Source organism: Microseira sp. BLCC-F43, from assembly GCF_041929235.1.
Lineage (GTDB): Bacteria > Cyanobacteriota > Cyanobacteriia > Cyanobacteriales > Aerosakkonemataceae > Microseira.
The window spans coordinates 1-12,832 of sequence record NZ_JBHFNP010000067.1 but is presented as its reverse complement, the minus strand read 5'-3'; the positions used below and the strand labels follow the sequence as shown (position 1 = coordinate 12,832).

The 12,832-nt window shown below is 46.9% G+C and carries 6 protein-coding genes and 1 pseudogene; 6 read left to right on the top strand and 1 reads right to left on the bottom strand.

Annotation, left to right across the window (positions count from 1 at the left end; all coding sequences use genetic code 11):
• Positions 1–6: 6 nt before the first annotated feature.
• Complete coding sequence (locus tag ACE1CM_RS11090; RefSeq protein ID WP_374877476.1) at positions 7–1,227, bottom strand: RNA-guided endonuclease InsQ/TnpB family protein; 1,221 nt, start codon at positions 1,225–1,227, stop codon at positions 7–9.
• Between the two features lie 593 nt (positions 1,228–1,820).
• Between ACE1CM_RS11090 and ACE1CM_RS11085 the strand changes: the two genes are divergently transcribed.
• The 6 genes and pseudogenes from ACE1CM_RS11085 to ACE1CM_RS11060 form a co-directional block, all read left to right on the top strand.
• A complete protein-coding gene (locus tag ACE1CM_RS11085) occupies positions 1,821–4,151 on the top strand; it encodes a response regulator (protein WP_374877475.1) in 2,331 nt (776 codons plus the stop codon).
• A 308-nt stretch (positions 4,152–4,459) separates the two neighbouring features.
• Positions 4,460–9,928: a PAS domain S-box protein gene (locus ACE1CM_RS11080; protein WP_374877474.1), complete on the top strand. Its 5,469-nt coding sequence runs from the start codon at positions 4,460–4,462 to the stop codon at positions 9,926–9,928.
• 60 nt (positions 9,929–9,988) lie between these two features.
• Entirely contained in the window at positions 9,989–10,369 is a 381-nt protein-coding gene (locus ACE1CM_RS11075) for a response regulator (RefSeq protein ID WP_374877473.1), read from the top strand.
• Positions 10,370–10,491: 122 nt separating this feature from the next.
• Positions 10,492–10,716, top strand: coding sequence for a hypothetical protein (locus ACE1CM_RS11070; protein WP_374877472.1), 225 nt, complete (start codon positions 10,492–10,494; stop codon positions 10,714–10,716).
• Between the two features lie 827 nt (positions 10,717–11,543).
• On the top strand, positions 11,544–12,122 hold the full coding sequence (locus ACE1CM_RS11065) for an NYN domain-containing protein (protein ID WP_374877592.1): 579 nt from the start codon (positions 11,544–11,546) through the stop codon (positions 12,120–12,122).
• Between the two features lie 379 nt (positions 12,123–12,501).
• A pseudogene (locus ACE1CM_RS11060) lies at positions 12,502–12,832 on the top strand (hypothetical protein); the annotation flags it as partial.

The window sequence follows — 12,832 nt, the reverse complement described above, 5'->3', positions numbered from 1 at the left end:
AGTGAACTACCCCACCGCATAGGCGGATGGGGCTTCTGTACTCAACGGCGAGTGCCGCAGACGAGGCTTTCGCCCCGACTTTGGTCTTACCTCCCCTCCTACAGCAGAGACGTCTGAACCATCCGCCTGTAGCATTCTGATGCCCTCAGCTCTAATATTCATCGCTGCATTTCCATCGCGGTCGTGACGAGTACCGCATTGAGGGCAAATCCATTCCCTCATCTCCAACGGCATTTCATCTACTTGATAGAAACAATTAGAGCAGAGTTTTGAACTGGGAAACCATCGCTCGAGCTCAACCAACTTCGCGCCTTTCCGTTCTAACTTATAAGCCAAAAAGTTGATAAACGTTCCCCATCCAGCATCAGAAATTGCATCAGCCAAATTGTGGTTACGAACCATGCCCTTGACATGAAGATTTTCCACTATGACAGTTTGGCTATCGCTGACCAACTTATGACTAAGTTTGTGTATAAAATCCTGCCGCGAATTGCTGACTCGTTCGTATACCTTGGCAACAATTTTTCTATACTTATTCCTTGATTTACTCCCCTTTTGTTTGCCTGCTAGCTTTTTCTTTTTACGCAAGATATTTTTCTCGTGCTTGGCAAGATGCTTGGGATTGTCATATTTTGATACTTTCTCGCCATCGAAAACGACAGCGAAGTGCTTCAACCCAAGATCGATGCCGTAAATCTTGCCTTCCGACGAAGAAGATTTCTCTCCCTCCACTTCGGTCAAAATAGATGCAAAATACTTCCCTGATGGAGTCTTGCTAACGGTAACAGTTTTTACCTTCCCCTCAATCGGTCTGTGGATTTTGGCTTTGACTATCCCGATATTTCCGGGGAGCTTGACGTTACCACCTACTATCTTGACGTTTTGAGGGTATTGAATCGACTGCTTGCCGTGCTTTGACTTGAACCGAGGAAAACCAGCGCGCTTCTCAAAAAAGTTTTTGTACGCTGTGGTTATATTGAGCGTTGTAGCCTGTAAAACCTGACTGTAACAATCAGCTAGCCACAGCGTTTCTTCTTGTTTCTTGAGTTGTGGTAGCAGTGAATTGAGCGCTGTCTGCCCAAGTCCCTTACCAGTGGCTTTGTATGTTTCAATTGATTTGTTTAACGCATAATTCCACCACCAGCGAGCTACCCCAAATGTTTGAGCTAGAAGTATCTCCTGCTCTTTTGATGGGTATAGACGGACTTTTACGGCTTTGTGCAACACTCAGTATCACCTCCCGCTATTTATCTTATTGCCTTTCAGAATCAACACTAAATATTCTACTAAAACTTAACAATTGAAGGGTTTGTTGTACCAATCTGCCCACAAACTGGGAAAGCTAGGGGTATCGAACCCCTAGCTTTCCCAGGGCACACCATCCCCACCGCTCCCGTCGGATGGGGAATTCCGCAGGTTTTGTTAATGCCGCAATCAACATCCTGAAAATAGCACTAAGTACGGTAGGGCATACCGGATCTAAAGCTTGGGGAGATTTGCCCTCTAGCTTAGTTGGAGAAATCCTGCTGGGTGATGGCGAGTCTATGAACCAAGAATCTCCGTGCATGGACGGCCGGAGAGTGTCAAAAAACAAAAAAATTCCGAGCTCCCCCTTGGTCGTAGGAGGGGGTAGGGGGGTGGTGAGCGAGGCAGCCTGCACCCAGAAGCAATGAAGGTGATATTTTTAACTGTTGTCTATTGATAAAAACAACCAACTTTCTAAGTAAGTCAGGCTTGAAATCAACCGGGTAATTTAAAAAATTTAAAATTGATCTTGTCTAGATTTTCGTTAATTTAGCCAAACAGACAATAATTGGTATATGAAAATATTGCTAATCGAAGACGATCCATTAATTGCAGAAGGGCTGGCTAAAAACCTGACTGAACAGCATTATATCGTTGAAGTTGCTAAGGATGGTCAAGCGGGGTGGGATTTAGTTGAATTTTCTAGCTATGATGCGATCTTGCTCGATGTGATGCTGCCGAAGTTAGATGGAATTAGCTTTTGTCGGCGCCTGCGAAGTCAAGGCAATCTCACCCCCGTAATTTTACTCACGGCGCAAGATGCCAGCACGAATAAAGTCATGGGTTTGGATGCAGGCGCGGATGATTATATCGTAAAACCCTTTGATTTTCAGGAATTATTAGCCCGCATCCGAGCGTTGCTGCGTCGGGGGGGTTCAACCTTACCGCCGCTGTTGGAGTGGAACAAACTACGCCTCAAACCCAGTACCTGCGAAGTATCTTGGGACGCTCGCTCGCTGCATTTGACTCCCAAAGAATACGGACTGCTGGAAGTATTTCTCCGCAATCCACAGCGGATTTTTAGCTGCGGCGCGTTGATCGAGCAACTGTGGTCGTTTGAAGAAGCCCCCAGCGATGATACAGTCAGATCCCATCTGAAGGGATTACGAATGAAACTAAGGACAGCAGGAGTTCCAGAAGATCCGATCGAGACAGTTTATGGTATTGGTTATCGACTCAAGTCTGCGGATACTGCAAGCGGGGTTGCCACTTTTGATGCCAAGAAATCCACTAGCCAAAATGCCAACGCCAACGTTGCAGCGCAGACAGCAGCGGGAGTTGGTAAAATTTGGCAGCAAGTTAAAGATACCATCGCCAGTCGCCTTACAGCGATCGCCCAAGCGACAACGCTGCTGCAAAACGAGCAGTTGACCGAGGAGGCGCGCAGTCTTGCAGAGCAAGAAGCGCACAAACTGGCAGGATCTTTGGGCATGTTTGGTTCGGATGAAGGTTCTCGTTTGGCGAAAGAAATCGAAGCTAACTTTAAAGCTGACTTGCATTTGGCATCAGAGCAAAAGCAATACCTGGCTCAACTCGTTCAAGCACTGGATCGGGAACTGCAACGACTCAATAGGGAACAATTGCCCGAATTACCATCAGCAAATGAATCGGCAGACGCATATCCTTTATTGTTAGTTGTTGACTTGGATCGGTCGCTGACGGAACAATTGGCGATCGAAGCGACAAGTTGGGGGATACGAGTGCATTCCACTAATGGCTATACCCCTGTGGAACTGAGAGAATATATTTTAAACTCGCCTCCCGATCTGGTGCTGCTCGACCTGACGCATCGGGACTGGTACGAGAGAAGTCTGGAGTTATTGAATCAACTGAATGCACTTACTCCCCCAGTACCAGCGATCGCGATCGCAGAGCGGGATAATTTAATCGACCGGGTGAAAATCGCCCGCTTGGGGGTACGGCGGATGTTCCTCCAACCTTTATCCCCCGTCCAAGTGCTAGAATGTGCCACGCAACTGCTGCAATACGCTCGTACCGATGAAGCGAGGGTGATGGCGGTAGACGACGATCCGCATATTTTAACCGCGCTGCAAACTTTACTCAAACCTTGGGGCATCAAGGTATACACCCTCGATCGCCCGCTGCGGTTTTTGGAAGTTCTCAAAACAACCGCGCCAGAGTTGCTAATTTTGGATATAGAAATGCCCCAAATTAGCGGCATTGAACTGTGCAAGGTTGTCCGCAACGACCCCAACTGGAGCGGACTATCAATTTTGTTCCTTACCGCTCACACCGATGGCGACATCAGACAGCAGGTGTTTGCGGCGGGTGCGGACGACTACGTCAGCAAACCGATTGTAGCGGCGGAACTGGTGACGCGCATTCTCAATCGGATCGAGCGCTCGCGCCTATTGCGGAGTTTATCAGAAACCGATCCCCTGACTGGCCTCCCCAACCGACGCAAGTCCGCCGCCAGTCTGCTGCGCTGGCAACAAGAGTGCCAAGTCACAGATCAACCTTTGTGCTTCGCAATTATCAAACCCAACAACCTGAAGCAAATTAACCACCAATTCGGACACGCCTCCGGAGATCGAGTCTTATCTCAATTCGCCGAAATCCTGCGGCGATCGTTCCACAACCAAGATGTCATCGGTCGTTGGGGGGGAACCGAATTTGTCATCGGCATGTCTGGAATCGCAAAAAGCGATGCCAAACGGCGACTGTCTGAACTTTTGAAGCATCTGCGCCAAAGAGAATTTACTGGTGTTGATGGCATACCGTTGCGGGTATCCTTCAGTTGTGGAATTGTTCAGTATCCTCAAGATGGTGCCGATCTACAAACTTTATATCAAGCCGCAAGCCTTCAGTTAAAAATTAAAAATTAAACTGGTAATTGCTAATTGCTAATTGCTAATTGCTTATGGGGGTTGGTGGATAATTCTCTGCTTGGGTGCAAAATTACAAATTTACTAAATTTAATTTTATAGCAAATATGTTTAAAAATGTCAAGCATTTGTTGATACCAAATCCGGATTTATTAGCCTTTAGCCCGCGAAGGCGGGCTTTGTTTGTGTAGCCCCACCCTTGAGGGTGAGAAACTTAAAAAAGGCGGTAATGGATGATACAAAGTTGCACAAAAAACGGACAACTCCCTGCGCGTCTTATTATCTACTATATTTGAAGGTAAGTTTATATGACATATAATTCAATTATCCCTTACGGGAATTGCTATCTTTGGAAACCGGGAATGGTGTGGCTGCATGTGGTTTCTGACTCCCTGATTGCCCTGGCTTATTATGGGATTTCAATAACGTTAATTTATCTAGTCCAAAAGCGAAAAGACTTACCCTTTGATTGGATATTTTTGCTGTTTAGTATTTTTATCATCGCTTGTGGAACCACCCACCTGATGGAGGTTTGGACGCTTTGGCATCCCATCTATTGGGTATGGGGAACGCTCAAAGCCTTGACGGCGGGAGTTTCCCTCTGTGGGGCGGTGATGTTAATTGCATTAGTGCCGCAAATTTTAGCTTTGCCGAGTCCAGCCGAGTTAGAAGCAGCTAACCAACAATTGCGACGGGAAATCGCCGAACGGGAGCAGGTAGAAGCCGCACTGCACGCCTCCCAAAGTCGTTTGGCTGGGATTCTGGATATTGCAGATGATGCGATTATCTCGGTTGATGAAACCCAAAGCATTACCTTGTTTAATCAGGGAGCAGAAAAAATCTTTGGTTACAGCGCCGAAGAAATTTTAGGACAATCCTTGGATTTACTGTTACCTTCTCGCTTTGGGGAAATTCATCGCCAACACATCGGCGAATTCGCCAACTCTCCCAATGTTGTAGCGCGGGGAATGGGACAGCGGCGGGAAATTATTGGTCGTCGCCAAGATGGGAGCGAATTTCCAGCTGAAGCTTCGATCTCGAAGTTGGAATTAGAAGGGGAAACAATATTTACTGTTATTTTGCGCGATATTAGCGATCGCATAGCCGCACAACGCGATCGCATCCAAGCACAGAAAGCGCTGCAATACAGCGAAGAACGACTGCGGCTAACTCTAGAAGCAACTTGCATTGGCATTTGGGACTGGAACTTATTAAATAACCGCATCACCTGGAACGATAATCACGCCAGACTGTTTGGTTTGGTTCCCGGCACCTTCCTGGTCAACTATCAAGCATTTCGCTCCCGCGTCCACCCAGAAGATATCGAACGGGTAGAAACCCCTTTATCTATTGCTTTAGAAACAAAAACCGACTACGCCGCAGAATACCGCGTTATTTGGCCTGATGGTAGCATCCACTGGATCGAAGCCAAAGGGCGGGGTTTTTACGACCCAGCAGGCAGGGCAATTCGGATGATGGGAACGGTGATGGATATAAGCGATCGCCAAGCGCAAGAAGCCGCCCTCCGCCGCGCCAACGACGAATTAGAACACCGCGTTATTCAACGCACCCAAGAGCTATTTGAAGCCAATATAACCCTGCGCACCGAAATCGCAGAACGGGAATGGGCGGAACGCGGGGTAACCGTCCAGTATGCCACAACGCGGGTACTGGCAGAAGCCGCTACCCTGACGGAAATGTACTCCAGAATTTTGCCCGCGATTTGTAATAGTTTGGGGTGGGTAGCGGGTGAATTTTGGAGCGCTACGCGGGGTAATGGGTCATTGGTAATGGGTAATGGACAATCGCACCAATTACCAATTACCAATTCCCAATTCCCAATTCCCAATTCCCAATTCCCAATTACCCCCTCGCTACAATGCGTAAAAATTTGGCAAGCACCTGAGATAAATTACCCAGAATTTAAAGCGATATCCCAAACAATTACCTTTGCCCCAGGAATTGGTTTACCGGGGGGCGTTTGGGCAACAAACGAACCAATTTGGATTGCAGATGTAGTTGAAGATGATTTATTCCTGCGCTCTGAAATAGCTGCCGAAATTGGATTGCACGCAGCATTTGGCTTTCCGATTCGGATTGGTAGCGAAATCCTCGGTGTCATTACCTGCTTTAGCCGTCAAATTCAACCACCCGACGTAGATTTACTCGATCTGATGACGAGTATTGGCAACCAAATTGGGCAATTCATCCAACGCAAACAGGCAGAAGAAACACTACAAGAAATCGCCACATTGCAGAACGCAATTTTAAATAGCGCCAACTACACAGTTATTTCTACCAAAGTAGACGGCACGATTCGCACCTTTAATGCAGCAGCAGAACGAATGTTGGGATATACCGCAGCAGAAGTAATTGGCAAGACAACTCCTGCTATCATCCACGACTGGGATGAAGTCGTACAGCGGGCGCAAGAACTTTCACAGGAGTTGGGCATTACAATTGCACCGGGATTTGAGGCGTTTGTAGCTAAAGCGCGGCGCGGGGAAATAGATGAGCGCGAATGGACTTATATTCGCAAAGATGGTTCCCGCTTCCCGGTTTTGCTATCAGTTACTGCTTTGTACGATGGCGATAACAACATTACAGGATTTCTGGGAATTGGCAGCGATATTACCGAACGCAAGCAAGCACAAGAAGCGCTGCAAAGGTACGCCGCAGAAATCGAAGACCTTTATAACTATGCCCCTTGCGGGTATCATTCCTTAGATGCAGATGGTAATGTTATCCGCATCAACGATACCGAACTCAATATGTTGGGCTACGCCCGAGAAGAGATAATTGGAAAGCATGTAACCGATTTCCTTGCACCCGATAGTTGGGCAACCTTCCAAGAAAACTTTGCGCTTTTTAAACAGAACGGCTCGGTGCATAATCTGGAATTGAATTTTATGCGCAAAGATGGCACAATTTTGCCGGTGAGTTTAAATGCAACCGCGCTCAAAGATGAAGCGGGAAACTATCTGATGAGTCGGTCTACGATTTTTGATATTAGCGCTCGCAAGCAAGCAGAAGCAGCACTGCGGCAAAGCGAAGCCGACTACCGCGCCGTTGTTGAAGATCAGACCGAACTGATCTGTCGTTTTCTGCCAAATGGGGTATTGACCTTCGTAAATCAGGCTTACTGTCGCTATTTCGACCGACAATTGGAAGAGATTCTCCACAATGGCTTCATGCCGCTGATTCCAGAGGAGGAGCGGGCATTAGTTGCAGAGAACATTGCCTCCCTATCTGCGGATAAACCATATATCAGCCACGAACATCGGGTCATCCTCCCCACGGGAGAAATTCGCTGGCATCAATGGATGAACCGAGCCATTTTCAACGACCAGGGACAAATCGTTGAGTATCAGGCCGTAGGTCAGGATATCACAGATCGCAAGCAAGCAGAAGCAGCACTGCGCCAGAGCGAGGAACGCTTGCAACTCGCACTAGAAGCCTCTGGAGACGGACTCTGGGACTGGAAAATCCCAACGGGAGAGGTTTATTTAAGTCCCCGATGGCTTTTAATGCTCGGCTATGACATAGATGAATATGTCGCAAATCTCAATACCTGGGAAAGTCTGATTCATCCAGACGATCGCCCCTGGGTAATGGAGGTGCTGAACAATCATTTACAAGACAGTTCGGTTCCTTATGCCTTCGATTATCGAGTGCGAACCAAATCGGGGGAATGGAAATGGATAGGGAATTATGGTAAAGTCGTGGCTCGCGACGAACAAGGGAACCCGCTGCGGATGGCGGGGACGCATAAAGATATTAGCGATCGCAAAGCTAGGGAAGCAGAAATCCGCAACCTGAATAGAGCATTGGAAATAGCCGTTGTCGGCATTTCCCAAATAGATTTGCCAGGAAGTTTCATTCAAGTCAACCCAGCTTATACCAGTATGTTGGGTTACCAAAGAGAAGAAATAATCGGGATGGATTGGCAACAAACCGTCCACCCCGACGACCGAGAAAAAACCCTAGCTGCTTACCAACAAATGCTGGCAAATGACAAGGCAGAAGTAGAAGTAAGGGCGGTGCGAAAAGACGGGTCGGTTTTCGATCAGAAAATCGTCATGGTCAAAGCTTACGACCAAGAGCAATTCATCGGGCATTATGGCTTTATGAAAGATATCAGCGATCGCCGAGAAATCGAGCGACTCAAAGATGAATTCGTCTCAATTGTCAGCCACGAATTGCGTACCCCTCTCACTTCAATTTCCGGTGCGTTGGATCTGCTGGCGAGTGGGTTATTGCAAGCTCAACCCGAAGAAGCGCAGCGCATGTTAAACATCGCTGCCAATAATACCGAGCGGTTGGTGCGTTTAATTAACGACATTTTGGATATCGAACGCATCGAGTCTGGTAAAGTAAGCATGACTAAGCAAATATGTCAAGCTGAAAATTTAATGCTTCAGTCAGTAGAAGTCGTACAAGAAATGGCGCGCAATGCAGGCGTTACCATCAGCGTCTCTCCCCTCAAAACAAGTTTGTGGGCTAACCCAGATCGGATTATCCAGGTTTTCACCAATTTGCTGTCTAATGCAATTAAATTTTCACCCTCTGGTTCAACAGTTTGGTTGAGTGGGGAAGATGATCGGGGGACAAGGGAGAGGGGGGACGCGGGGATGGAAGAGGATGGGGGGACAAGGGAGAGGGGGGACGGGGAGAATGTTTCTAGACAACTCGACCCGTCCCCACGTCTCCCATTCCCCGCGTCCTCTTCCCCCTCTCCCTACGTATTATTTAAAGTCACCGACACTGGGCGGGGCATTCCAGCAGATAAACTGGAATCGATTTTTGCACCTTTTCAGCAAGTCGATGCATCCGACTCCCGCGCCAAAGGAGGAACGGGTTTAGGTTTAGCCATCTGTCGCAGCATCTTGCAGCTGCATGGGGGGCAAATTTGGGCTGAAAGTAATTTGGGACAAGGCAGCACCTTTTACTTTACCCTGCCAGTTTTTTACCAACCAGAAACCGATTCACCAGCATTCGCCGACTCCCAGATACCGCTGGTATTGATCTGCGATGACGACGCCGATATCCGGTTTGTGGTAAAAACTACCCTGGAACAGCAAGGTTACCGAGTTATTGCAGTCGGATCGGGACAAGAGGCGATCGGGCAAGCGATCGCCAACCATCCCGATGCGATTATCCTTAACTTGATGATGCCTGGAATGGATGGGTGGGAAACCCTAGCGCAATTGAAACAGCATGAAGAAACCCAAAATATCCCGGCGATCGTACTCAGCGGATTATTACCCGACAATCGAGAAGTTCCCCATCCAGGGGTAAACGACTGGATAGTTAAACCTCCCGATCGACAAACGTTGTGTCAAGCGCTGGAGAAAGCTTTAGCCAAACAGAATCAGACGATGAAAGTGCTGGTGGTAGAAGATGATTTGGATCTGGCACAGGTACTGATTGCCATGTTTGAGCGCTATGGGATTGAAACATTTTATGCGCGAACAGGAAGGGAGGCGATCCAATTAAGCCAGCGCCTCCTCCCCGATTTATTAATCCTCGATTTGGGACTGCCGGAAGGCGATGGCTTTGCCGTGGTAGACTGGCTCAGGCATCACAACCGTCTGTGTCACGTGCCGTTAGTGGTGTATACTTCACGAGATTTGAGTCAAAGCGATCGCGATCGCTTAAAGTTGGGTCAGACACTGTTCCTTACCAAAGCTCGCATTACACCCCAAGAGTTTGAACGCCGAGTCATCAACTTGCTAAACCGCATCGTTCGAGTTCAGGAAGGACCCTCCAAGCTCTAATCTTGGTTGAATAGTTAGACTTAAGTAAGTTTAGCTAAGTTCTATGGAGCACTGCAATTTGTGACCGCCAAACGCATTCTAATTGTCGATGATGAATACGATATCCGCGCCGTGGCGGAACTGGCGCTCAAAACCGTCGCGGGGTGGCAAGTCTTAACCGCCGCTTCCGGTAGCGAAGGGTTAGATAAAGCCGCCTTGGAACAACCCGATGCCATCCTCCTCGATGTGATGATGCCCGAAATGGATGGGATCGCCACTTTGCAAGCATTGCAAGCTAATCCTGCCACCGAGTCTATCCCCATCATTTTAATGACCGCTAAGGCACAAGCTGCGGATCAACGCCGCTTTGCCGAACTCGGCGTCGCGGGTATTATTACCAAACCCTTCAAGGCAATGCAGTTATCCGCTCAAGTTGTCGCAGTCCTCGGCTGGCAGCCGTGAGCCAGTTCTTTTATATTTTTTAACATTTAGCGAGTATCATCTGCACAAGTTCTGCATTTTTTAGCTTTAACCTAATTAGTCAAGTAGAGTTCAGTTAATGACTGGGGTTAAAGGAGTTGGTTATGCACTCAATTTATCATTTAGTCCACGAAACTCTAAAAGCTGGCTACTTATCGATGGACACTGAAGCTCAAATCCGCAAACTTTTTGATACCCGTTTAAATTCCTACGACATAGAAGCGTTGATGCTATTACAGCAGGCGATAGAAAATGGTCGCGTTAAGCGTCAAGTCCACGAGATTTACCAGGCAGCTCAAGCCAAATCTAGCAAATTACAAATGGCTTAAGCTGGGAGTGTGTGAGTATAAATCTGCTTGATTCGGTTGGCGTCGTTGTTCTGTCGAGGCGGTTCGTTACAATTAGCTGCGAGGAATATAATTTAGGACTACTTATGCGGGACGAGCTTAGAAACCGGGTTTATACGCAGATATCTCGTTGTCAAACCAACGATTTTTCATAGAAACTTTGGTGTTTGCCTAATTACAATTAACTGGGAGGAAACTAATTTTTTCGTTAAGAGGCAGGGGGAAAAGGGGAGAGGTTTTCCCCGCCGCCATCACGTTTGTAGTTTCTTTCATAGAAACCCGGTTTGTTTGAGGGGATTCAAATAAAAAAAGCTTTTTTCTGGCACAGAGCGTCTCGTTGGCTATTCGTGCCCCAGGCATCAAAATTTCCGCCTTTTTTGGTGAATCGCACAAATTAATCCCAAGAAGGCTATAGATTTGCACCGAAAGCGGGACTGCAACAGAGCGAGGGAGCTTACCTCTGCCCCAGTTGGAGTCCCTTTCCTTATTAGAAACAATTCAATATGGAGAAACTGGCGTCAAACCATTACGGCTACAAGGTTACAGGAAATTGTGATTGTTTCTTAACTTAAGGGCGATCGCTTTGAGAAAACACTTGGTATGATAGGGGTTTAGTCCAATTATAGTCATCTGTTCCGCCATGGCTGGTACAGATCTATAGAATCCTGATTTTACTAATAAACTTGCAGAATTTAAATCCAGAGGTATCAATGACTATTGCTAAAGAAAACGGTCACGATCGCGCAGTAAGGCCACAAGCGCTTTACCAAGGGCAAAAACTTGCCAAACCGAGTATCAGAGGTGAAGAGATGGAAATGACAGAGGGTTGTGGGGAAGTTTCGATATGCGATCGCTTAAATCGCGGTCGAGTAGCTATTTTTATAGATGGGGCAAACTTATTTTATGCAGCTTTGCAACTTGGCATAGAAATAGACTATACAAAACTACTGGTACGCTTAACTGCTGGTTCTAAGTTGTTACGCGCTTTCTTCTACACCGGAGTAGATCGCACCAATGAAAAACAACAAGGTTTTCTGCTGTGGATGCGTCGCAACGGTTACCGCGTCGTCACCAAAGAACTCGTCCAACTCCCCGATGGCTCCAAAAAAGCCAATCTAGATGTAGAAATTGCCGTTGATATGATGACTTTAGCCGGATCTTACGATACAGCGGTTTTAGTCAGCGGAGATGGGGACCTCGCCTACGCCGTGAATGCGGTTAGCTATAAAGGAGTGCGAGTCGAAGTCGTCAGTTTGCGGTCAATGACCAACGACCATTTAATCAATGTCGCTGATTGCTACATTGACCTCGATAGCATAAAAGAATCGATTCAAAAACCCGGTACTCCTAGCTATATTTATCGACCACTGTCTAATTCTCCCCTGTAGTAACGCAAGTTGCTAATTGCTAATTGCTAATGGCTAATTGCTAATATAGCAATTTTCCCGCTCGCTCGATTAGCCATTAGCCATTAGCCGCTCTTCGAGAGATAACTAGCAATGATTTAGTACTAATTCAACCCAGCTATTAACCAAGGAGCGTAATGCATGTTACGCTCCTATTTCTTTTGGTGTATAACTCGATTAATAATTGAACCTCTTGGTAGATATAGAAAAATTTTAATTTTGCTACACGTATAAGTAAGGCTCTATCACCGCTTGGTCGAACTACAGCAACCTTCGCTCGCCCAATTTAAGGCGTTGTTGAAGGAAATATCGGCGCGTTCGATGGCGAGGCTGCAAAATCGTTGTTAGCAAGGTAAAACATATGTATGTCGCTCAACTGCCAAAACAATATACAAGTTTAAGAGAAATTGATTTAAACCAAACCACTCAAAGCGAAGCTCAACCGAGCGATATCCAACTCAATCTGCCTATAATATACGATGTAGTTCTGACCTTTAGTTCCGTTAGCTTCATCGCGATTGTAGCAGCAGCTTGTTTGATGGTGTCAAAAATTAGAGTAGATCTACCAAAACCTTTGGGTTTTAAAATAAAACCTTCAAATCAAGTTCCCTGTAAGAACTGTCGATACTTTTCGGGTAACTTTTATCTGAAATGTGCGGTACATCCTGGTACAGTCCTCACCAAAGAAGCGA

Coding starts and splice junctions, on each gene's coding strand:
- ACE1CM_RS11070 (WP_374877472.1), top strand. CDS start 10,492: ATGCACTCAATTTATCATTTAGTCCACGAAACTCTAAAAGCTGGCTAC.
- ACE1CM_RS11065 (WP_374877592.1), top strand. CDS start 11,544: ATGGAAATGACAGAGGGTTGTGGGGAAGTTTCGATATGCGATCGCTTA.
- ACE1CM_RS11080 (WP_374877474.1), top strand. CDS start 4,460: ATGACATATAATTCAATTATCCCTTACGGGAATTGCTATCTTTGGAAA.
- ACE1CM_RS11085 (WP_374877475.1), top strand. CDS start 1,821: ATGAAAATATTGCTAATCGAAGACGATCCATTAATTGCAGAAGGGCTG.